This is a genomic window from Streptomyces monashensis (assembly GCF_001866665.1).
Taxonomy (GTDB): Bacteria; Actinomycetota; Actinomycetes; order Streptomycetales; family Streptomycetaceae; genus Streptomyces; species Streptomyces monashensis.
The window spans coordinates 274,257-295,415 of the sequence record NZ_MLYO01000009.1; the positions used below are offsets into that span (position 1 = coordinate 274,257).

Here is a 21,159-nt window from a genome sequence, read left to right on the forward strand (position 1 = left end):
GGAGGCGTCCGATCGGGATGGAACATCGGCATCGAGAGGAATTTCCCATGCATCTGCAGGGACAGCGCGTGGTCGTCATCGGGGGCACGTCGGGCATCGGGCTCGCGGTCGCCGAGGGGGCGGCGCGGGAGGGCGCCGAGGTGGTGGTGGCCTCGCGCCGGCCGGAGAGTGTGGACGCGGCGTTGAAGCGGCTGCCCGAGGGCGCCGAGGGGAGGACGCTGGACGCGACGGACGAGGACGCGGTGCGCGGCTTCTTCCAGCAGGTCGGCGCGTTCGATCATCTGGTGTACACGGCGGGTGAGGCGCTGCTGCTGGAGAGCCTGGCCGAGACGACGGCCGAGCGGGCCCGGCGGTTCATGGACACACGGCTGTGGGGGGCGTACACGGCGGTGAAGCACGCCGCCGCCTCGATCCGCCCGGGCGGATCGGTGGTGCTGACGACGGGGACGGCGGGGCGCCGGCCGGTGCCCGGTTCGAGTGCCGCGTCGGCGCTGTGCGGGGCGATGGAGTCGCTGACCCGGGCGCTGGCCGTGGAGTTGGCACCGGTGCGGGTCAACGCCGTCTCGCCCGGGGTCGTGCGCACCGAACTGTGGCGGGAGTTGCCGGACGACGTCCGGGAGGGGTTGTTCCGGTCGTCCGCCGAGTCGCTGCCGGTGGGACGGGTCGGCGAACCGGCGGATGTGGCGGAGTCGTACCTGTATCTGATGCGCGGTGGCTACAGCACCGGGTCGGTGGTGGTCGTGGACGGCGGCGGCACGCTGGTCTGAGCCGACAGCCGTCAGCCATCGGCCGTCGGTGGGCAGTCGACCGTAAACGGTAGACGGTAGACGGTAGACAGTCGGAAGTGGGCGGTCGACAGTACGCAGTGGACAGCCGACAGCTGTCAGTCGGCGGCGAGCCGGACGTCGGCGGCGGTCACGACCGTCCCGAGGCGGGGGAAGTCGAGCCGGACGGACGCCTCGTGCTCGGCGGCGGTGAAGGCGGCCATGGCGTCCTCCACGAAGACGAGGCCGTATCCGAGGTCCGCGGCGGCGCGGGCGGTGGACTCGACGCCGAGGTTGGTGGCGATGCCCGCGAACACCAGCGTGGTGACGCCTCGTTCACGCAGCCGCTCGTGCAGTCCGGTGCCCTGGAAGGCGCCGAGGGTGTGCTTGACCACCTCCAGGTCGCCGTCGCGGGCGAGTCCGGCCACCAGGTCGCTGCCGGGCGGCTGTTCGGCGACCGAGGGGCGTTCGACCCGGACGAGCACGACGGGCGCTCCGGCACCGCGGAAGGTGTGCGCCAGCTCTTCGGCGGTGGCGAGCACGTGGGTGCCGGTGCGGGGTTCCAGGGGCAGCGCGACGATGCGGTCCATCAGGTCGATGAGGATCAGGGCGGTGCGCTGCGGATCGAGCACGGGAGCTGCGGTCATGACGGAACGTTAGCCGCCGTCAGCCGTCCGTGCCGGAAATCCGGATCAACAGATCCGTGAACTGATCGCGTTCGGCGGCCGAGAGCGGGGCCAGCAGGTCGTCGTTGGCCGCGCGGGCCGCCGTCTCGCAGCGTTCGAGGAGGCGGGCGCCCTCGTCGGTGAGGGACACGGCGTTCTTGCGCCGGTCCCGGGGGTCGGGGGCGCGGACGACATGACCTGCGTTCTGGAGGTCGTTCAGAACGCCGACCAGGTCCTTGGGGTCGAGGCCGACGCTGCGGCCGAGGTCGGCCTGGGCGACGGGGGCGAGGTCGCGGACGGCGGAGAGGACCACGTGGTGCCACATCTTCATGCCCTCGGCCGCGAGGGCCTCGGCGACCAGGGCACGGCCCCGGGCGGCGGCCCGGCCGAGGAGCCAGCTGGGCAGGGAGCGGATCGCGGACAGGGGTGCTTCGGCCATGGCGGAAGCCTATCCGGAATTCATTGGACTTCCCAACGAAGATCGGATATCGTTGGGGTTCCCAACGATATCGTGGGTGTTCCCACCAACTGCTGAGCCGGGTCCGCCCGGCCCCGGAGGTGCTGATGCGTCGCGTTCGCTACGACCGCCCTGGCGGCCCGCTCTTCCTGGAGGAGGCACCTGTCCCTGATCCCGGCCCCGGGGAACTGCTGGTGCGCTGCGAGGCGGTCGGCGTCACACTGCCGATCGTCCGCAAGGTCACCGAGGCCGCCGATCCCGTCGCGCTGGGCGGCGAGATCGCCGGCGAGGTGGTGGCGGCCGGTGAGGGCGTGACCCGCTTCCGGCCGGGCGAGCGGGTGACCGGGCTGTGCTTCGGCCACGGGTACGCCGACTTCGCCGTGCTGCACGAGGCCATGACCTCACTGGTACCGGACGGCGCGAGCGCCGTGGACGCGGTCGCGCTGGTGCGCAGCGGCCTGGTGGCGTTCGGGGCGCTGGAGGCGGCGCGGCCGGTAGCGGGCGAGGCGGTCCTCGTCACCGCTGCGGCGAGCGGCGTCGGGCATCTCGCCGTGCAGCTGGCGCGGGCGCGGGACGCGGGACGGGTGGTGGGCGCGGTGTCCGATCCGGCGAAGGCGGACTTCGTGCGGGCGCTGGGCGCGGACGACTGTATCCAATATGCGGACGACAGTTGGGGGGATCCGGTCGATTGCATTCTGGATGCGGTCGGCGGTGATCTGCTCGCCCCGGCACTCGCCGCCCTCGCCCCGCACGGCCGCCTGGTCGCCTACAGTTCGGGCGGCGGCACGATCCGGGCCTACGATCTGCTGGTCGGCGCCAAGTCCGTGATCGGCTTCCAGATGGCCCTGATCGCCCGCGGCCGGCCGGAGCTGTACGAGCAGTGGCGCAACGAGTTGTGGCGACTGTTCACCGAGGGCGCCGTGACGCCCGCCGTGCACGCCGAGTTCGCCCTGGAGGACGCGGCGAAGGCGCACGAGGCGATCGAGACGCGCGCCAACCTCGGCAAGGTCGTCCTTCGTCCGTGAGGCCCCGGCGCACTCCTTGCGCCGCACGCTTCTTGTGAGGCGCCGGGGCCACAACTACCGTCATCGGTGCGCATGTTGGACATCGGATGTCCGGATGCCCGGATGCCCGGATGTCCGACCGACGAAGGGCAGGTCGTACCATGCCGTCAGGTCTTCGCGCCCGTCTCAGATCCGCACTCGCCCTCGTATGCACGTCGGCGGCGCTGCTCCTGTTGCCGCTCGCCTCACCTCATCCGGCACAGGCCCAACCCGTGGAAACGACACCCCAGTTCGCCCAGCAGGTCCTGTTCAAGGCCTCCCAGGATCCCGGCTACGCCTGCTTCCGCATCCCGACGGTCGTCAAGGCCGTCGACGGCACGCTGCTGGCGTTCGCCGAGGGACGGGTCCCCAACTGCGGGGACGCCACCGACATCGACATCGTGCTCAAGCGCTCCACCGACGGCGGCCGCACCTGGGGCCCGCTCCAGGTGGTCAACAAAGGCGACGGCGACACCCACGGCAACCCGGCGCCGATCGTGGACCGCACCACCGGCCGCGTCTGGCTCGCGGAGACGTACAACACGGGCCGCACGGACAGCGCCAGCTGCTCGGTGCCGTGCGACCGCACCCCGCACCTCCAGTACAGCGACGACAACGGCCTGACCTGGTCCGTACCACGCGACCTGAGCCCGGAGATCCTGCCCACCGCCTGGAACTCCTGGTACGCGACCGGGCCGGCGCACGGCATCCAGCTCACACACGGCCGGTACGCCGGGCGGCTGGTCTTCGGGGTGAACGCCGAGTCCTGGGACGGCACCCGGATCACGGCCAACCACGCGGCGCTGATCATCAGCGACGACCACGGCGGCCACTGGCGGGTCGGCGCCCAGGAGACCTGGCCCATCGCCGAGGACGGCACCTTCCGGCAAAAACCCTCCGAACTCACCCTCGCCGAACTCGGCGACGGCTCCGTCCTGGTCAGCGGACGGGAGCAGGACGGCACCGACCTCGGCCACCGCACCCAGGCCGTCAGCCGCGACGGCGGTTCCCGCTTCACCGCCGCCTTCCACGACCTGCCGGACCTGTACGCACCGATGGTGCAGGGCTCGCTGCTGCGGCTCGGCGACCGCCTGCTGCTCGCCTGCCCCGCCGACCCCGACCGGCGCCGCACGATGATGATCCGCTCCTCCTACGACGGCGGCCGCACCTGGGACAGCGTGGACCGCGGCACGGTCGTCACCACGGACTGGTCCGGCTACTCCGACCTGGTCCGCGTCACCGGGGACACGATCGGCCTGGTCTACGAGGGCGGCGCGGTGGACGCACGCGAAGAGATCCGCTTCGCCCGCTTCACCGAGAACTGGCTCGCCCCGCGCCGCGGCCCCGATCCGGTCACCGCCGACCTGGCCCCGCACGCCCGCCCGGCCGCGGTGCTCGGCGGCGCGAAGGAGACGCGGGGGGTGTCCGGCGGCGCGCTGGAGTTCAACGGCACCGATGCGGCCGTACGCCTGCCGTACAGCAGCCGGCTGCCGCTCGGCACGAAGGACTTCACGGCATCTCTGTGGTTCCGGTACACGGCCACCACCGGTGAGCAGCCGCTGCTGTGGATGGGCGGGACCGGCACCACGCAGCCCCAGGTGTGGCTGCGCGGGGAGCCGGCGAACAACCGGATCCAGGGCCTGATCACCGTGCGGGACGGCGCGGCGGCTCCGCAGACTGCATACGTTCGCACGAATACCGCATACAACGACGGCCAGTGGCATCACATGGTGCTCCGGCGGGGCGGCGGTCGGCTGATGTTGTCGGTCGACGGTATGCAGTCGTCCGTATCCGACATCCCGGGATCGGTCAGCCGTAACTCCCCTTTCGGTGTGCACATCGCTCAGCGCATGGACAGCCGGGCCTTCTTCACCGGCGCCATCGACGAGGTGCACGTATGGGACCGGGCCCTCACCGACCAGGAGCTGTCGCACCCGGAGGCCCTGCGCTCAGCGAAGGACACGGTCCTGTGGCTGCCCCTGGACCACGTGGGCCGCTGACGCCCCGGGCGCGGTGTCCAGAACCTCCTGCGGATCGCGGGCGCGGCGCTTGGCGATGACGGCGCACACCATCAGCTGCATCTGGTGGAAGAGCATCAGCGGCAGCACGGCGAGGGAGGCGTGGGCGCCGAACAGGACGCCGGCCATGGGCAGCCCGGAAGCGAGGGACTTCTTCGACCCGGCGAACTGGATGGCGATCCGGTCCGCCCGGCCGAAGCCGAGTACCTTGCCTCCGTACCAGGTCAGCAGGAGCATCGCGGCCAGCAGGGCGGCCTCCACGACGAGGAGGCCGCCGAGCCGTGCGAGGCTGACCTGGTGCCAGATGCCCTGGGTCATGCCCTCACTGAAGGCGGTGTAGACGACGAGCAGGATGGAGCCGCGGTCGACCAGGCCGAGGACCTTCTTGTGCCGCGTGATGAAGCCGCCGATCCAGCGGCGCAGCAGCTGCCCGGCGAGGAACGGCACCAGCAGCTGGAGCACGATCTTCGTCAGTGAGTCGGCGGAGAACCCGCCGCCGCTGTTGCCGAGGAGCGCCGCCGCCAGCAGCGGGGTGATCAGTATGCCCGCGAGGGAGGAGAAGGAGCCCGCGCAGATCGCCGCGGGCACGTTGCCCCGGGCGATCGAGGTGAACGCGATGGACGACTGGATCGTGGACGGCACCAGCGTCAGGAACAGCAGGCCCTGGTAGAGCGGATGCGTCAGCAGCGTCGGCACCAGCGCCCGCGCGGCGAGCCCGAACGCCGGGAAGAGCACGAACGTGCACACCAGCACCGTGGTGTGCAGCCGCCAGTGGCGCAGGCCGTCCAGTGCCTCCCGGGTCGACAGCCGGGCGCCGTAGAGGAAGAAGAGGAAGGCGATCGCGGTCGTCGACGCGCCCGAGGCGACGTCGGCGGCGGTCCCCCGGGCCGGGAGGAGCGCGGCGAGGCCCACGGTCCCCAGCAGCAGGACGATGTACGGGTCGATCGGCATCCAGCTCGGCCGGCGCAGGCGTGTCACGGTGCTCCGATGTGCTCTGTGTGTGCGGGTGGGAGGGGCTGAAGGTGTCGTCGGTCGGTACGGGTCGGCAGGTGTCGCCGATGTTTCTCTTCTCGTGTTTCTCTTCTCGTCGGGGCCGCAGGAGCCCCCTTCATCGTCCTCCGCGCTCCACCGATCGGGAATCCCGTACACCACTCTGACTGTCATCATGTTTTGTGATATCCGGCTAGGCTGGTGCCGTGTACGAGCCGGCGCAGCTGCGCTCCTTCCTCGCCGTGGCCCAGACCCTGAGCTTCACGCAGGCCGCGCGCCGGCTCGGGCTGCGTCAGTCCACGGTCAGCCAGCATGTCCGCCGGCTGGAGGACGCGACCGGCCGGCAGCTGTTCACCCGGGACACCCATGCAGTGGAGCTGACCGAGGACGGCGAGGCGATGCTGGGGTTCGCCCGGCGGATCCTCCAGGTGCACGAGCAGGCGACGGCGTTCTTCACCGGCACCCGGGTGCGCGGCCGGCTACGGTTCGGCGCCTCGGAGGATTTCGTGCTCACCCGGCTCCCGGAGATCCTGGAGGCCTTCCGCTACGACCATCCCGAGGTCGACCTCGAGCTGACCGTGGAGCTGTCCGGCACGCTGCACGAACAGCTGGCCGCCGGGAAGCTGGACTTGGTGCTCGCCAAGCGCCGCCCCGAGGACCCCCGTGGCGCGCTGGTGTGGCGCGACGACCTGGTGTGGATCGGCGCCGAGCGGCTGCGTCTGGACGCCGACCGGCCCGTCCCGCTGATCGTGTATCCCCCGCCCGGCATCACCCGGGCCCGTGCGCTTCAGGCCCTGGAGCGCGAGGGCCGGGCGTGGCGGATCGTGTGCACCAGCGGCAGCCTCAACGGCCTCATCGCGGCCGCCCGCGCCGGCCTCGGTGTGATGGCCCACTCCCGGCGGCTGATCCCGCCCGGCCTGTTCCGCCTGCCGGACCGCTCCGGACTGCCCGGCCTCGGCAAGGTCGACTTCGTCCTCGTCCACGGCCGCCGCCACGGCGCGGCGGAGGATGCCGCGAACGCTCTGGCCGCGGCCGTCCTGGCGGGCGGCGAACGGCTGGGGCGGCGCGGCGACTGACCGGAGCCGCACGCGGTATGCCGCGTACAGGATGGTGTGGGCGGTAATCGGCCCGTACAGATTCCGTGGAGATTACGGCACCGAAACTTACTGACCCGTCAGTATTGTGTCCGGCCCTTCCCCATGTGAGGGTATTTTCCGGTCACCTCCCAGGGAAAACGTGAGGTTTGCACGGTTAACCACCCCCTCCCGCCCGGTGACGCCGTGGGGTAGCTTTCACCGCGCTGTGCCGAGCATCACGGGCGTGACCGACAGCGAGGATCGGGGAGCGAGGTTTGCGCGAGTTCACCAACCCGCCGTTGGCGTCGGCGCCGCCGGTGGGCGGTCTGGCCGACGTCGTCTTCGAGCATGCCCAGAGCGACCCGGCCCATGTCGCCCTCGGCCGCAAGGATCCCGACGGGCAGTGGCGCGATGTGACCGCCGCCGAGTTCCGTGACGAGGTCATGGCCCTCGCCAAGGGCCTGCTCGCGCGCGGCATCCGTTTCGGCGACCGCGTCGCGATCATGTCCCGTACGCGCTACGAGTGGACCCTGTTCGACTTCGCGCTGTGGACGATCGGCGCCCAGGTGGTGCCCGTCTACCCCACCTCCTCGGCCGAGCAGTGCTTCTGGATGCTCTACGACGCCGAGGTGTCCGCGGCGATCGTGGAGCACGAGGACCACGCGATGACCATCGCCACCGTCATCGACCGCCTCCCGCAACTGCGCCAGCTGTGGCAGCTGGACGCGGGCTGTGTGCAGGAGCTGTACGACGCCGGCGCACATCTGGACGACGAGACGGTGCACCGGCACCGGCAGGCCATCACGCCGGACTCGGTCGCCACGATCATCTACACCTCCGGCACCACGGGCCGCCCGAAGGGCTGTGTGCTCTCGCACGGGAACTTCATGTTCGAGGCGGACACGATGATCCAGCGGTGGCAGCCGGTGTTCCACACCAAGAGGGACGACGAGGCCTCCACACTGCTGTTCCTGCCGCTCGCGCATGTCTTCGGGCGGATGGTGGAGGTCGCCGCGATCCGCGGCAGGGTCCGTTTCGGGCACCAGCCGCAGCTGCACGCCGCCGCTCTGCTGCCCGATCTGGCCGCGTTCAGGCCGACGTTCATCCTGGCGGTGCCGTACATCTTCGAGAAGGTGTTCAACTCCGCGCGCCGCAAGGCGGAGAAGGAGGGCAGGTCGGGGCCGTTCGAGAAGGCGGTGGACATCGCGGTGAAGTACGCGGAGGCCGTGGAGGCCAAGGCGTGGGGCACCGGGCCCGGCCCGTCGGCGGGACTGCGCATGCAGCACCAGCTGTTCGACAAGCTCGTCTACGGCAAGGTGCGCGCGGCGATGGGCGGCCGGATCCGCAACGCGATGTCCGGCGGTTCGGGGATGGACCGGCGCCTGGGGCTGTTCTTCGCGGGCGCCGGCGTGCAGATCTACGAGGGCTACGGCCTGACCGAGTCGACGGCCGCGGCGACCGCCAACCCGCCCGAGCGCACCCGTTACGGCACGGTCGGCCAGGCGATCCCCGGGATGACCGTGCACATCGCCGACGACGGGGAGATCTGGCTGCACGGCGCCAACGTCTTCCAGGGCTACCTCAACAACCCCAAGGCCACCGACGAGACCCTGCACGAGGGCTGGCTGGCCACCGGCGACCTCGGCTCGCTGGACGAGGACGGCTATCTGACCATCACCGGCCGCAAGAAGGAGATCCTGGTGACCTCCGGGGGCAAGAGTGTCTCGCCCGGGGTGCTGGAGGAGCGGGTCCGCGAGCATCCGCTGGTGAACCAGTGCATCGTGGTCGGCAACGACCGGCCGTACATCGCCGCCCTGGTCACCCTCGACCAGGAGGCCGTCGAGCACTGGCTGCAGATGCGCGGCAAGCCGAAGCTGACCCCGGTGCAGCTGGTGCGCGACGCCGACCTGGAGACGGAGGTGCGGCGGGCGGTGGTGGCCGCCAACACCCTCGTCTCCCAGGCCGAGTCGATCCGTACCTTCCGCATACTGGCGCAGCCGTTCACCGAGGAACACGGCCTGCTCACACCGTCGTTGAAGCTGAAGCGGAAGGCGATCGAGAAGGTCTACGACAACGAGGTCGAGGCCCTCTACCGGACCTGACGCAGCGTCACACACCCCGCCTTCGAGTGATGACACTGCGTCAATTCCCGCCGTGTCACTTGATCGTCACGCGGAAGATCTTGTCGGAGCCGTCGGGGGCGTTTCCGTTGTTGTCGCAGTTGGTGGTGGACAGCCACAGTTCGTCGGCGCCGGGCACCTTGGTGACCGTGCGCAGCCGGCCGTAGGAGCCGACGTAGTACGCGGTGGGGGTGCCGACGTTCTCGGTGTCGCCGTTGACGGGGATGCGCCACAGGCGTTCGCCGCGCAGGGACGCCATGTAGATGACGTTGCGGACGACGGCGATGCCGCTGGGCGAGGCCTCGGAGACGTTCCAGGTGGCCTTGGGGTTGGTCATGCCGGGGACGCTGCAGGTGCCTTCGCAGGTGGGCCAGCCGTAGTTCGCGCCGGGCTTGATGAGGTTGAGTTCGTCCTTGGAACTGTTGCCGAACTCGGCCTCCCACAGGCGGCCGTTGCGGTCGAAGGCGAGGCCCTGCGGGTTGCGGTGGCCGTAGCTGTAGACGTAGTTGCCGAACGGGTTGCCGGGAGCCGGTTTGCCGTCGGTGGTCATGCGCAGGATCTTGCCGTTGAGGGAGTTCTTGTCCTGGGCGAGATCGGGCTGCTGGGCCTCGCCGGTGGAGACGTAGAGGTATCCGTCGGGGCCGAAGGCGAGGCGGCCGCCGTTGTGGTAGCGGTTCTTCCTGATGCCCTGGAGCAGGATCGTGTAGCCGGTGAGGGTGCTGCCGTCGTAGGTCATGCGGACGACGCGGTTGCCCTCGGCGGCGGTGTGCATGAAGTAGACGTAGTGGTTCGTGGCCCACCCGGGGTCGACGGCGACGCCGAGCAGGCCGCCCTCGCCGTTGGTGGTGACGGCGTTCGGGACGGTGCCGACCTGGGTCCTCGTGCCGTCCTTGGTGACCTTCCAGACCCGGAAGTCGTCCCGCTCGGTGACGAGGGCGGTCTTGCCGTCGGGCATCCAGTAGGTGCCCCAGGGGATGGTCCAGCCGGTGGAGAGGGTGGCGATGGACGACGGGACGCCGCCGTCGGTGGCGCAGGCCTTGGTGGTGAAGGAGACCGTGTTGCTCGGCGGTGAGACGTTGCCGGCGGCGTCGCGGGCGACGACGTCCAGGGTGTAGGGACTGTTGCAGGCCAGCCCGGTGAGGGTGGTGGAGGTGCCGGTGGTGACGGTCTGGTAGACGGTCGATCCGCTGCGGATGTCGTAGGCGGTGACGCCGCGGTCGTCGGTCGAAGCGCCCCAGGCGAGGTCGACGGTATTCGATGTGATGCCGACTGTATGCAATGTACCGGGTGCGGTCGGCGGTGTGGTGTCGGAGCTGGGCTTCGTCGTGCAGTCGACGACCGGGCTGGCGGGCGAGGTGTTGCCGGCCGCGTCCCGGGCGATGACCGTGAGGTCGTAGGTGGTGTCCGGGGTGAGCCCGGTGAGCGTGTGCGTCGTGGTGGTGCCCGGCGCCTCGCCGATCTTGTTGCCGTGTTCGTAGAGGTCGTACGCCGCGACGCCCGTGTCGTCCGTCGACGCGCCCCAGGACAGGGTGAGCCGGTCCTCGCCGATGTCCGAGCAGGAGGGCTGCCCGGGGCGGGTGGGGGGCTGGGTGTCGGTGGCGGCCGCGAGGCTCAGGCGGTCGAGATTGGGGCCGCCGTGGTCGGTGGTGGCCCTCGCGCGGATCGCGTTGGTGCCCGCCTTCAGCTGGACGTTCACGGTCTTGGTGGCCCAGGTGTTCCAGTCGGTGGTGGCCGGGAAGGAGACGGCGGGCGCCGCGACGGTGCCGTTGACGGCGAGGTCCATCGGCCGGTCGGTGGTGGTGCCGTTGGCGTACCGCAGGGTGAGTGAGGCGGGGCCGGCCGCGGCCGCGGAGACGGTGAACTCCACGGAGGAGCCCTTGACGTTGGTGTAGTCGACGAAGCCGGTTCCGGTGTAGCCGGTGTGGTTGGTGGCGACGGTGCCCTGGGAGATCAGGGCGTCCTCGGCCTGGTAGTCGGTGGCGGCGAGGGCGGTGCCCTGGCTCAGCGCGGCCAGTGGCAGCGCGAGCACCGCGGCCAGGCCGTAGGGCAGAACTCTCCTGATGATCATGGCTGTTGGTCCCCTGTCTCCTTCAGCCCGTGTACCGGGTGAAGATCTTGAGATAGTCGTACGGCTGCTGCGACACGCCGCTGCACGCGTCGCCGTCGGTGCCCGGGCCGCAGGGGCGGTCGCGGTTGACGGACCAGTAGGTCAGGCGGGCGATGCGGTGCTGTTGGGCGTAGGCGAGCATGGTGCGGAAGTCGGCGGTGCGGACGAGCTCGCCGGAGTCGTCGGTCTTTCCGTTCATGGACGACAGCCCGATGTGGGCGTAGGCGGTGGCGTCGCTGTACCCGTAGGCGGCCTTGACCCGGGCCTCGAGGCCGTCCATGGCCCGGGTGGTGAGGGTGCCCATGGTCGTGGTGCCGCCTCCGAAGTCGAACGGCATGACGCACCAGACGTCGTTCTGCAGCCCGGACCTGGCGGCGCGCTGGATCATGTCGACGCCGGTGGCATCGGGGCCGGTCGTGGTGGTGCCGAAGGTGATGACCGTCTTCAGGCCGGGGGTGTTCGCCTTCACCGTCTTCAGGGCGTCGATGACGCGCTGGCGTACGGTGGCGTGCGTCCACTCGGTGTTCTCGATGTCGATGTCGATCGCGTGTAGACGGTATGCAGTGATCAGTTTTTGGTATGCAGTCGCCAGCGCGCCGGCGCTCGTACACTTCTCGCCCAGCTTCGCGCCGCTCCAACCGCCGACGGAGACGATGACATCGCCGCCCGCGGACCGTATACGGTCGACCGTCGACTGATCACTGCCGCCGGTCAACGGTCGACTGCCGTCCCACTTCGGGTTGCAGGTGCCGTCGGACAGGACGAACGCGAGCGTGAACCACTTCACGCCGGTCGCCGACATCACCGTCGTCGGGTCGGGCGGATTCCCCCAGCCCAGGTACTCGTAGGGGGCGACGGCCATGCCGGGCGCGGCAGCGGTAGCGGCCGCCGGCCGGGCCGAGGCCGTGGGCCGTACCCGGATCAGGCGGGTCTCCCCCGGTCGCAGGGTCGCGCTGTATGAGCCGGCGATCGTGCCGCGGTGGTCGCCGGACCACAGGTCGGTGACGTCGCCGGAGCCGGTGAAGCCGATCCGGGACCAGTCCACGGAGACGGTGGCGGAGCCGGAGGTGGCGGTGTTGAACAAGGCGACCGCGTAGGAGCCGTCGCTCTCGCGTTTGCTCCAGACCTGCTGGGAGCCGTTGTCGACCACGCGTTTCGCGGCGACGCCGTCCTGGTCGACGCCGATCAGCCGGTCGTTGGTGAGCATGGCCCGGTCGACGGGGTAGAGGTGGGTGAGGTCAGTGCCGAGCAGCAGCAGGGCCGCCGCCATCGACCACAGGGTGAACTGGGAGCGGCGCTGGTCGGCGGTGAGTCCCGCCCGGTCGCCGTTGCCGATCTCCAGGGAGTCGAGGTCGTTCCACCCGCCGGGCCCGGCGTACGGCTGCCAGGCGGCGGCCGAGTCGAAGCGGCGCGCGACATGGGTCCAGTCGGTGAGGGGGTAGCCGCTGCCGTTCGGGCCCGGGCCGCAGTAGCACTCGACGTCGCCCTGGGTGCGCCAGCTGTTGGCGAGGGCGCGCCAGGTGCCGGCGTGGTCGAGGGGGAGGTTGTTGGACAGGGCGAGGGTGATGGGGCGGCCGGTGGCGCGCAGGGCCTTGTCCCAGGCCTGGACGTCGGGGATGTCCTGGCTGCCCACGCCGTCGATCTTCAGGTAGTCGACGCCCCACGAGGCGAACTGCCGTGCCCAGGAGTTCACGAACTCCTGGGCGCCCGGCCTGGTGTAGTCGAGGGCGTACATGTTCTTGCAGTGGTAGTTCTTCTCGGTCGTCGAGGTGTCCGCGATGTCCTTGGCGTGGTACGGCGTGCCTTCGACGGGGGTGTTCTTGAGGACGGCGTTCTTGGCGATGCCGGGGGTGACGTAGAAGCCGAACTTCAGGCCCTTCGCGTGCACATGGTCGGCGACGGCCTTGATGCCGTGCGGGAACGTGGCGGGGTCGACGCTCCAGCGGCCGTAGCCGTCGACGGTGAAGCCGTTGCTGTCGCACTTCTGCCAGAAGTCGTCGAGGTTGACCTGGACGAAGCCGTGCCGGGCGAGGCCCGAGGAGACCAGGGCGTCGGCCTGGGCGTCGATCGTGGCCTCGGTGGGCTGACGGCGTACGAAGCTCCAGCTGCTCCAGCCCATGGCGGGCCGGACCGACAGGCCGTTGTCGGAGGCGACCGCGGAGTGGGCGGCTCCCGTGAGCGGTACGGCGGCGGCGATGAGCAGTCCGGCCGCCACCGTCGTGAGTGTTCTGAAGCGGGTCATGGGTGTCTTCCCCTGTTCACGGCGGGGGTGGCGTAGGAGGTGCCGATCCAGGCCTCGTCGATCCGCAGCTGCCGGTAGTGGGTGGTGTCGGTGGCGGCGGCCCAGGTGGAGTCGGCCTCGAGGCGGACGTAGCGGGCGGTGCCGGCGGGCAGGTCGATGCTCTGCACGCCGCGTGTGCTGGGGAGTTGGCCGGTGGTGACGGCGCTGCCCCAGTGGGTGCCGTCGTCGCTCAGGTACACCTTGTACGCCTTGATCCGCGCCGGCTGTTCGGTGGCGGAGCGGGCGTAGGCGACGGAGTCCTCACGCTGGTTGAGCCCGAGATAGCAGACCTTTCGGGCCGTGCCGAGGTCGAAGGTGAGGGCGACGGGCAGGGTCTTGTCGTTGTCCCAGTAGGTCAGGTAGGAGCCGTCGCCGGCGGCGGAGGCGGGGTGGCCGCTCACGGAGGCGCTCGCGGTCACGGTGACGCCGGTCGCGATGCCCTGGCGGCCAGCGGTGATCACCTTGAGGACGGTGTCGTACGGGTCCCAGCCGCCGAGGCCGGTGAGGGTGAGCGTGCCGCCGGACTGCGACCACGCGACGGCTTTGCCGGTACGGAGGTTGGTGACAGAGGCGATGCGGTAGCCGTTGTCGCGGATGCGCAGGGTGGAGGTGCTCGGCGGGGTCAGGACGTGGATGTACTGGCGGTTCGGGTCGTCCTTGGCGATGGTGGTGACGCCGTGGGCGCCGTCGTTCCAGTTGCCGGGTGCGAGGCCGCCGTACATGTAGCCGCCGCCCTCGGTGCCGTGCAGGGACTCCCAGATCGGGGCGAGGTAGGAGTTCGCGAAGGTGTTGAAGGCGGCCTGGTTCGCCGGGAATCTGCCGTTGACCTGGGCGGTCTCGGCCATCAGTGCCTTGACGGAGGATCCGGCGTTGGAGACGAGGCGGCCGAGGGTGAGTCCGCGGTCGACGGTGGGGTCGGTGCCGTCGTACCACCAGGCGCCGGTGGACGGCAGTTTGAAGTCGGCCTCCGTGAGGCGGGGTTGGGCGGTGTATACAGCCTGCGGGTAGTCGTATGCAGGCGTCATTCCGGTCTTCTGCTCATTGCTGATCATGTCCATGATCGGCGTGTCTTCGTTGTTGTTGCTGAGGGTGTAGTTGGGGCGCTTCTGGTAGATCTGCTGGTAGAGGTTGTGGCTCAGCCAGTAGTCGTTGTCGTTGTCGATCCAGAAGCCGCCGAGGTCCGGGTAGCGGTCCATGACCTCGAAGAAGTTGTCGTACGAGAACTCGCCGAAGCCGTCGCGGGTGGTCAGGTCGACCTGCTTGCCCTTGTAGGCGGAGTAGGCGGCGGAGTCGAGCCACTCGTGGCCGCCCTCGTCGTGCCACTGCGGGTCGTCGGTCATATAGAGGATGACCTTCATGCCCTTGGCTTTGGCGGCGTTGATGAGCTCGCCGAGGAAGTCCCGTTTGGTGGAGCAGGAGCCGGGGATCTTCGAGGGCCAGGGGCGGGCGTAGCCGAGCCGGCTGTGGAAGGTCGCCAGTACGAGGTATTGCGTATGCAGTTTTCTGGCTTCGTTCACCCAGTAGTCCGGCGTCCAGCCGCCGGCGGTGACGTCCTTCTCCCAGGCGGCGCAGTCGGTGTGGGCGGGGGCGGTGCGCAGCCCCCAGTGCACGAAGAGGCCGCCGACGGAGGCGCGCAGGAAGGCCTGGCGGGGGTTGTCCAGGTCCATCGGGCGGGCGGGTGCGCCGCAGTCCTCACTCGATCCGGTCGCCGAGACGCGCAGGGCGGCGCCGGTGGTGGAGTGACTGTCGGTCAGGCAGTAGCCCGTGACGTTCTGGAAGCCGATGTCGTGCGGGGACCTGCCGCCCTTCTGGGCGGTGAAGCGGGTCAGCCGGACACCGCTCGCCGCGTTCGCGATGACGGCGGGGCGACCGTCGTCGGCGGTATACCGCACACTGCTGTCGGTGAACTGTAGACCGTCGACATTGTGCAGGTACCAGCCGTACGCCGGCCGGGTCCCGATACTCTTCGGGTTGTAGTCGCCCCCGTCGTTGCTCGGCACGCCCGTCGACATGGTGCCGTTGCCGCCCGGGACCGTGATGTTGACGTTGGTGAAGGTGACCCCGCTGATCCGGTGGCCGTTCTCGCCCCACAGGGTCGGGCTGAAGGAGGGACTGCTGCCGGTCGCCGTGATGTCGTCGTACGTGACATCGCTGATCGATCCGACACCGGGGCTGCCGCCGCACCGCTTTCGTGTGCCGATCTTCTCCATGATCGGGGAGTGGACGCCGGTCATCGTGATGTCGCGGTAGTGGACGTCGGAGATCTTCGCGCCGTCCATGGAGACCATGCCGAGGCCGGACTTGTCGGCGCCCTCGATGCGGATCTTCTCGAACTGGTAGTCCGAGAAGTCGCCGCAGGTCTCCGAGCCGAACATCAGGGCGTTGCAGCAGCGCGCCGAGAGCACCGCATCGCTCACCCGGACATGGCCGCTCGGGAGCTTGGCGCCGAGGGCGTAGTCGCTCTTGAAGACCAGGGCGTCGTCGTTGGCGGAGATGTGCGCGCCGGTGATCGTGATGTTCGTGGTCGAGACGACGTTCCAGCCGTCGCGGTCGCTCGCGGTGTCGATGGTCAGCCGGTCGGAGACGACGTTCGTGCAGCCGTTGATCAGGGCGGCGAAGTGGCCGCCGCGGCGCAGGGTGAGGCCGTCGCCGAGGCGCAGTCCGTCGCAGCGGGTCAGGGAGAGGATCTTGTCGGCCTGCCCGGACCTGGGGTTGCCGGTGATCAGGTGGCCCGCGCCGTCGATGACGCCGTCGCCGGTGAAGCCGATGTCGGTGAGCTTGTCGCCGTAGATCATCGCGTCGTGGAAGTGACTGTGTCCGAAGTCCTGGTACTTGTCGTCCGGGTTGGACTCGGGCGGGTCGTAGGTGCCCGCCGAGGAGCCCTGGAGGGTGGCGCCCTGGTCGAGCTGGAGCGTCACATGGCTCTTCATGTGGATGGTGTTCCCGGACTGGTAGGTGCCGGCCGGGAAGCGGACGGTGCCGCCGCCGGCCGCGGCCGCGGCGGCGATGGCCTTGTCGACGGCGGGGGTGTCGTTGGCGCGGCCGTCGCCCTTGGCGCCGTAGGCGCGTACGTCGTACACGGCGGCGGGGCGGGCGACGGGCCGCGGGGCCGCGAGGGCGGCGGGGTGGGTCAGGCCGAGGACGACGGCGAGGGCGGCGAGAAGGACCGCCGCCACCCTTCTCGCGTGGCCGGGGCGGGCGGTGTGGGGTGTCAACGATCCGCTCCTCTAGGAGAGTTGGTAGCCGCGGAGGTTCGTGAGCAGGAGGTAGGTGTTCTCCAGGGAGCCCGAGGTGTCGCCGAGGGAGCGGTAGATGCCCCACTTGGGGCGCACGCGGTCGGCGAGGAACGTGTCGACGCCGGACCTGGTCGTGTCGATGACCGTCGTGGAGCCGTTCTTGAGGATCCAGCGGACGGAGCCGGCGCTGCCGCTGCCGACCGTGATCTGGAAGTCGACGTCGGTCCATGTGTCGTGCAGCGGGTCGAGGTCGGTGCTGCCGACGAGGATGTCGTCGACGGCGAGCCGCAGTTCGATGGTCTGTTTGCCGTTCTGGCGGCGCAGCGACTGCACGACGATCGGCGAGGTGCCGCTGCCGGGCTGCTTCATCTGCATGATGTGCGTGAAGGTGGTGGTCGCCTTGAGCGTGCTGGGGATGTACATCGAGTACGTGATCCGCCAGGTCTGCCCCTCGGTCCACTTCAGGTAGCTGTCCGCGCCGGTGCGCAGGCCGGTGACCTCCTGGCGCTGGCGGTCGGTGGAGGTGTCGCGGTCGACGGTGTGCATGGTGAAGCGCCAGTTGTCTCCGGTGGCGAAGATGTGAGGGTGGCCGGCCGGGTGGGAGTGGGCGCGGTCGTCCTCGACGGTCTCGAAGGCGCCGAGTCCGTCGGTGCGCGCCGACGGCGACCACTTCAGCTGCCAGGAGGCGGCGTGGGCCGCGGTGGCGGGCAGGCCGGGCGGAAGTCCGGTCGCGGCCGCCACGGCGCCGCCGAGCGCGGCCCCCAGCACTCCCCTTCTGGACGTGCTCATAACACTCGACCGTCCTCACGCAGTTGCTCGTTCATGATCAGGAAGGCGCCGAGCCCATGGAAGTCGTTGACGGCCCGGGGGCGGGCGGCGTAGTACGCGTACGTGCCGACGTTGGTACCGACGGAGATGTCCGACAGTTCGGTACGGCCGTCCGCGCCGACCGACAGCCGGGCCAGCACGCCCTGGTAGCCGCGCCGGGCCACGGACCTGAAGTGCCCGTCCAGATAACCCTGTTGAGCGCCCCGGTCGAGGGCGTAGGCGAACATGCCGGAGCAGGACGTCTCGGTCCAGTTGTCCGGCCGGTCCCCCTTGTCGATCACCTGGAACCAGCGCCCGGACGCCGGGTCCTGGTACTTCTCCAGCGCCGACGCCAACGTGCGGAACATTCCCAGCAGTTGGGGACGGTACTGCTGGTCCGCAGGGATCGCGTCCAGGACGTTCACCGTCGCCATGGCGTACCAGCCGACCGCCCGGCACCAGTGCTCGGGGGCCAGTCCGGTGGCCGGATCGGCCCAGCTCGCCGACCTCGACTCGTCGTAGGCGTGCCGGAGCAGGCCGCTCGCGACCTGGAGGTGACGGCCGTAGACGTACAGCTGCCGGGCGGCCTCGCCGTCCGCGTACGCGCCGTCGTGGAACTCCTGGCCGTACTCGACCAGGAACGGGTTCACCATGTAGGCGCCGTCCGCCCAGAGTTGATGGGCGCGGCTGCTGGTGTCGGCGTGCCAGAAGCCGCCGTCGGAAGTGCGCGGATAGGTGTTCAGGCGGTCGCGGATCTTCTGGGCCGCCGTGCGGTAGCGGTCCTGGCCGGTCTCGTGGTGCAGGATCACCAGCAGTCGGCCCGCCTGCATGCTGTCCAGGCTGTCGAACGACTGGCCGATGCTGCCGTCGGCGCTCACGAACCGGTCGACGTAGGCCTTGATGTACGACAGCAGGCGGGGGTCGTGGGTGCGCCGGTAGACGAGGTACTGGCCGTAGAGGTACAGGCCCACCGGGTACGACCAGCCGCCGATGGTCTGCGGCGTGTAGCGCGCCATGGTGGAGTCGACGACGGCCGTGGACCAGTCGCGGGCGGCGGCGGGGCGGACGGACGGGGCGGTGGTGTGACGAACAGCGGGAGCGGCGGCGGCCGGGGGTACGGCGGCGGGCAGCGCCGCCAGGGCCGCGGTGGCGAGCGCGGCGGTGCTCAGCGCCGCGCGCAGGCGTCGGCGTCTCATGGTCCTCCTTCTCGGTAGGCGTAGGCGGGCCGGTGCGCGGCGGGGCCGTGCACCAGGGCGTGGACGAGGGGGTGGTCCGGGGCGTGCCGGCAGGCGGGGTCGGTGCGGGCGGGATCGCCGGTCAGGGCGTGGGCCTGGCAGCGGCAGCCGCCGTGGTCGACCGTACGCAGGGCACAGCCCCGGCACGGTTCGGGCATCCAGGCCTCGCCCCGGAAGGCGTTGAAGGCCTTCGACTCCCGCCAGATCCAGGCCAGTTCGCGGTCCTTCACGTTCGGCGGTTCCAGTCCGGGCAGGGCGCCGGCGGCCGGGCAGGGCAGCACCGTGCCGTCCGGGGCGACGGTCAGGGAGACGGCACCCCAGCCGCCCATGCAGGGTTTCGCGGTGGTGTCCACGAGATCGGCGGCGACCCACACCAACTCCAGGGCATCTCCCAGCCGTTCACGCCAGCGGGCCACGCGGGTGCGGGCGCGCTCGGTCTGGTCGGGCGTCGGCAGCAGGGCGGCGCGGTTGCGGGCCGCCCAGCCGTGGTACTGGGTGTTGGCGAGCTCGATCCGGTCGGCGCCCCAGTCGAGGGCGAGCCGGACCAGGTCGTCGAGAGCGTCCAGGTTGCCGTGATGGAGGACGACGTTCAGACCCAGGGGAAGACCTGCCGCGCGCACCAGACGGGCGGCACGCTTCTTGGCCGCGAACGACCGTGCCCCCGCGATGCGTTCGGCGGCCACGGGGTCGGCGTGCTGCACCGACAGCTGCACACTGCGCAGCCCGGCCCCGGTCAGCGCGGCCAGCCGCCGCTCGCCGAGTCCCACCCCGCTGGTGACGAGCTGGGTGTAGAGGCCCGCGCCGCCCGCGGCGGCCACCAGGTCCGGCAGGTCGCGTCGCAGCAGCGGTTCGCCGCCGGACAGATGGGTGTGGACGACGCCGAGGTCACCCGCTTGCCGGAAGACCTCCGACCACTGCCCGGTGCTCAGCTCTGCTGACCGGCCGGCCAGTTCGACGGGGTTGGAGCAGTAGCCGCAGCGCAGCGGGCAGGCGTGGGTGAGTTCGGCGAGCAGGGCCCAGGGAGGGGCCGCGGCGGTCATCCGAGCCAGCCCTCCTTCCGTAACCGGTCGAGGAACCAGGGGACTTCGGCGGCAACGGGCGCACGCGGATGACGTGCCGTCAGTTCGGCGACGACGGCGTCCACGTCCCGGACGCCGTCGCACAGCCGCAGCACCTCGCCCGCGCCGCCGTCGAGCACCACCACCCGCTCCGGCAGCAGCAACAGGTCGGCGCCCCGCACCCGGTCGCGCCTCAGCAGCACCCCCCGGGCGAGGACCGGCCGCCAGGGCACGGCGGGCGACAGCGGCGCCGGCGTCATGTCCCGCCTCCGACCGCCGTACGCGCCGCGTCCGCTGCGCCCGCCGCACCCGTCACGCCCATCACGCCCGTCGCGTCCACCGCGTCCACCGCGTCCAGCAGCGACCACAGGACCTCGCATTTGAACTCCAGCGCGGCCACGGCCCGTTGCTGCTCGTCCGGGGTGCGGGCGCGGGCCAGGACCAGGGCGAGGGCCTGCTCGGCGTCGCGGGCCCCCTGGGTGACGCGGGTGCGGAAGTAGGCGAGGCCCGCCGGGTCGATCCACGGATAGTGGTGTTCGAAGGCGGCGATGCGGGTGCGCATCAGGTCCGGGGCGGACAGCTCGGTCAGGGAGGCGGCGACGGCGTCGAGCACCGGGCGCCGCCGGCAGAAGCCGACGTAGGCCTCCACCGCGAACCGCACCCCGGGCGGTACCCGGGACGCGTTCCACAGCTCCTCGCGGTCGAGCCCGGCCGCCTCGCCGAGCCGCAGCCAGCGCTCGATACCGCCCCCCGTGCTGTCGGTACCGTCCTGGTCGTGGATGCGGCGCAGCCAGGCACGGCGGTCCTCGGGCCGCTCCAGAGCGGCGAGGATCAGCGCGTCCTTGACGGGGATGTGCCGCTGGTAGTGGAAGCGGGCGGCGATCCAGCGGCGCAGTTCGGCGGGGGTCAGTTCGCCGCGGTGCATCCGCTGGTTGAAGGGGTGGCGGTCGTGGTAGCGCACCCTGGTGACCGCGCGCAGCCGCTCGGTGAACTCGGCGGCCGGCCAGGCGGCGCGGCCGTCGGGTCCCGGTGCCGCCGCGGTCATGCGGCCGGGGGCGGCTCGGGCGCGCGGCGGTCGGCGAGCGCGTAGGCGGTCACCTCCAGCGCGGTCTCCACCACACGGTAACCAGGGCTTCGCCAGACCTTTTCATCCGATGTCTTCGGGGCGAGGAGGTCCGTCCGGGTGGGCAGGGAAGGGCTCTCGTTCATGGGTGCGTACTCGCTTTCCCGAGGTGGGGGAACTCATCAGGGAAGGCCACTGGGGACAGGGAGGAGTCGACGGCCAGGTCAGGGCCCGTTCAT

17 protein-coding genes are annotated in these 21,159 nt (G+C 70.6%); 5 read left to right on the top strand and 12 right to left on the bottom strand.

Going from position 1 to position 21,159, the window contains the following annotated elements; genetic code table 11:
• Positions 1-47: 47 nt before the first annotated feature.
• The gene (locus BIV23_RS02600; RefSeq protein ID WP_071379040.1) at positions 48-767 is read left to right on the top strand and encodes an SDR family oxidoreductase; all 720 of its coding nucleotides are present in this window, start codon (positions 48-50) and stop codon (positions 765-767) included.
• A gap of 116 nt (positions 768-883) precedes the next feature.
• Here BIV23_RS02600 and BIV23_RS02605 read toward each other — a convergent pair whose 3' ends face one another.
• Together BIV23_RS02605 and BIV23_RS02610 are read right to left on the bottom strand one after the other, a co-directional pair.
• Positions 884-1,411 carry an isochorismatase family protein gene (locus BIV23_RS02605; RefSeq protein WP_177239666.1) on the bottom strand — a complete coding sequence of 176 codons (528 nt, stop codon included), beginning with the start codon at positions 1,409-1,411 and terminating at the stop codon, positions 884-886.
• 19 nt (positions 1,412-1,430) lie between these two features.
• Positions 1,431-1,868 carry a MarR family winged helix-turn-helix transcriptional regulator gene (locus BIV23_RS02610; RefSeq protein WP_071379042.1) on the bottom strand — a complete coding sequence of 146 codons (438 nt, stop codon included), beginning with the start codon at positions 1,866-1,868 and terminating at the stop codon, positions 1,431-1,433.
• A gap of 125 nt (positions 1,869-1,993) precedes the next feature.
• Between BIV23_RS02610 and BIV23_RS02615 the strand changes: the two genes are divergently transcribed.
• Positions 1,994-2,911 carry a quinone oxidoreductase family protein gene (locus BIV23_RS02615; RefSeq protein WP_071379043.1) on the top strand — a complete coding sequence of 306 codons (918 nt, stop codon included), beginning with the start codon at positions 1,994-1,996 and terminating at the stop codon, positions 2,909-2,911.
• A 140-nt stretch (positions 2,912-3,051) separates the two neighbouring features.
• The gene (locus BIV23_RS02620) at positions 3,052-4,929 is read left to right on the top strand and encodes a sialidase family protein (protein WP_071379044.1); all 1,878 of its coding nucleotides are present in this window, start codon (positions 3,052-3,054) and stop codon (positions 4,927-4,929) included.
• Here the strand turns inward: BIV23_RS02620 and BIV23_RS02625 are convergent.
• Entirely contained in the window at positions 4,879-5,898 is a 1,020-nt protein-coding gene (locus BIV23_RS02625; protein ID WP_071379045.1) for a bile acid:sodium symporter family protein, read from the bottom strand. The two genes, BIV23_RS02620 and BIV23_RS02625, sit on opposite strands and share 51 nt — an antisense overlap.
• A gap of 245 nt (positions 5,899-6,143) precedes the next feature.
• On the opposite strand from BIV23_RS02625, the gene BIV23_RS02630 reads away from it, so the two are divergent.
• Together BIV23_RS02630 and BIV23_RS02635 are read left to right on the top strand one after the other, a co-directional pair.
• On the top strand, positions 6,144-7,013 hold the full coding sequence (locus BIV23_RS02630; protein WP_071379046.1) for a LysR substrate-binding domain-containing protein: 870 nt from the start codon (positions 6,144-6,146) through the stop codon (positions 7,011-7,013).
• A gap of 275 nt (positions 7,014-7,288) precedes the next feature.
• A complete protein-coding gene (locus tag BIV23_RS02635; protein WP_071379047.1) occupies positions 7,289-9,115 on the top strand; it encodes an AMP-dependent synthetase/ligase in 1,827 nt (608 codons plus the stop codon).
• A gap of 55 nt (positions 9,116-9,170) precedes the next feature.
• Here the strand turns inward: BIV23_RS02635 and BIV23_RS02640 are convergent, their stop codons facing one another.
• Genes BIV23_RS02640 through pqqA form a run of 9 tightly spaced genes read right to left on the bottom strand, consistent with a single transcriptional unit; the run spans position 9,171 to position 21,066 of the window.
• A complete protein-coding gene (locus tag BIV23_RS02640; protein WP_071379048.1) occupies positions 9,171-11,201 on the bottom strand; it encodes a PQQ-dependent sugar dehydrogenase in 2,031 nt (676 codons plus the stop codon).
• 22 nt (positions 11,202-11,223) lie between these two features.
• On the bottom strand, positions 11,224-13,482 hold the full coding sequence (locus BIV23_RS02645; protein ID WP_071379049.1) for a TIM-barrel domain-containing protein: 2,259 nt from the start codon (positions 13,480-13,482) through the stop codon (positions 11,224-11,226).
• The gene (locus BIV23_RS45595) at positions 13,479-16,736 is read right to left on the bottom strand and encodes a glycosyl hydrolase family 28 protein (RefSeq protein WP_245790313.1); all 3,258 of its coding nucleotides are present in this window, start codon (positions 16,734-16,736) and stop codon (positions 13,479-13,481) included. Before BIV23_RS45595 ends, BIV23_RS02645 begins: the two co-directional genes overlap by 4 nt.
• A 12-nt stretch (positions 16,737-16,748) precedes the next feature.
• A complete protein-coding gene (locus tag BIV23_RS02655; RefSeq protein WP_071379050.1) occupies positions 16,749-17,546 on the bottom strand; it encodes a heparin lyase I family protein in 798 nt (265 codons plus the stop codon).
• Positions 17,543-18,760, bottom strand: coding sequence for a glycoside hydrolase family 88/105 protein (locus BIV23_RS02660; RefSeq protein WP_071379051.1), 1,218 nt, complete (start codon positions 18,758-18,760; stop codon positions 17,543-17,545). Before BIV23_RS02660 ends, BIV23_RS02655 begins: the two co-directional genes overlap by 4 nt.
• Positions 18,757-19,839 (bottom strand): pyrroloquinoline quinone biosynthesis protein PqqE, encoded by a 1,083-nt coding sequence (gene pqqE / locus BIV23_RS02665; RefSeq protein WP_071379052.1) that lies wholly within the window; start codon positions 19,837-19,839, stop codon positions 18,757-18,759. Before pqqE ends, BIV23_RS02660 begins: the two co-directional genes overlap by 4 nt.
• Positions 19,836-20,117 (bottom strand): pyrroloquinoline quinone biosynthesis peptide chaperone PqqD, encoded by a 282-nt coding sequence (pqqD, locus tag BIV23_RS02670; RefSeq protein WP_071379053.1) that lies wholly within the window; start codon positions 20,115-20,117, stop codon positions 19,836-19,838. The genes pqqE and pqqD overlap by 4 nt, the downstream gene beginning before the upstream one ends.
• Entirely contained in the window at positions 20,114-20,902 is a 789-nt protein-coding gene (gene pqqC, locus BIV23_RS02675; RefSeq protein WP_079172894.1) for a pyrroloquinoline-quinone synthase PqqC, read from the bottom strand. The genes pqqD and pqqC overlap by 4 nt, the downstream gene beginning before the upstream one ends.
• Complete coding sequence (pqqA, locus tag BIV23_RS48285; RefSeq protein WP_107471042.1) at positions 20,899-21,066, bottom strand: pyrroloquinoline quinone precursor peptide PqqA; 168 nt, start codon at positions 21,064-21,066, stop codon at positions 20,899-20,901. The genes pqqC and pqqA overlap by 4 nt, the downstream gene beginning before the upstream one ends.
• Positions 21,067-21,159: the final 93 nt, after the last annotated feature.

Bases quoted from the DNA above. Each gene is read 5' to 3' on its own strand.
- BIV23_RS02655 (WP_071379050.1), bottom strand. From the start codon at position 17,546: ATGAGCACGTCCAGAAGGGGAGTGCTGGGGGCCGCGCTCGGCGGCGCC.
- BIV23_RS02600 (WP_071379040.1), top strand. From the start codon at position 48: ATGCATCTGCAGGGACAGCGCGTGGTCGTCATCGGGGGCACGTCGGGC.
- pqqA (WP_107471042.1), bottom strand. From the start codon at position 21,066: ATGAACGAGAGCCCTTCCCTGCCCACCCGGACGGACCTCCTCGCCCCG.
- BIV23_RS02610 (WP_071379042.1), bottom strand. From the start codon at position 1,868: ATGGCCGAAGCACCCCTGTCCGCGATCCGCTCCCTGCCCAGCTGGCTC.
- pqqE (WP_071379052.1), bottom strand. From the start codon at position 19,839: ATGACCGCCGCGGCCCCTCCCTGGGCCCTGCTCGCCGAACTCACCCAC.
- pqqC (WP_079172894.1), bottom strand. From the start codon at position 20,902: ATGACCGCGGCGGCACCGGGACCCGACGGCCGCGCCGCCTGGCCGGCC.
- BIV23_RS02645 (WP_071379049.1), bottom strand. From the start codon at position 13,482: ATGACCCGCTTCAGAACACTCACGACGGTGGCGGCCGGACTGCTCATC.
- BIV23_RS02660 (WP_071379051.1), bottom strand. From the start codon at position 18,760: ATGAGACGCCGACGCCTGCGCGCGGCGCTGAGCACCGCCGCGCTCGCC.
- BIV23_RS02605 (WP_177239666.1), bottom strand. From the start codon at position 1,411: ATGACCGCAGCTCCCGTGCTCGATCCGCAGCGCACCGCCCTGATCCTC.
- BIV23_RS02615 (WP_071379043.1), top strand. From the start codon at position 1,994: ATGCGTCGCGTTCGCTACGACCGCCCTGGCGGCCCGCTCTTCCTGGAG.
- pqqD (WP_071379053.1), bottom strand. From the start codon at position 20,117: ATGACGCCGGCGCCGCTGTCGCCCGCCGTGCCCTGGCGGCCGGTCCTC.
- BIV23_RS02620 (WP_071379044.1), top strand. From the start codon at position 3,052: ATGCCGTCAGGTCTTCGCGCCCGTCTCAGATCCGCACTCGCCCTCGTA.
- BIV23_RS02625 (WP_071379045.1), bottom strand. From the start codon at position 5,898: ATGCCGATCGACCCGTACATCGTCCTGCTGCTGGGGACCGTGGGCCTC.
- BIV23_RS02640 (WP_071379048.1), bottom strand. From the start codon at position 11,201: ATGATCATCAGGAGAGTTCTGCCCTACGGCCTGGCCGCGGTGCTCGCG.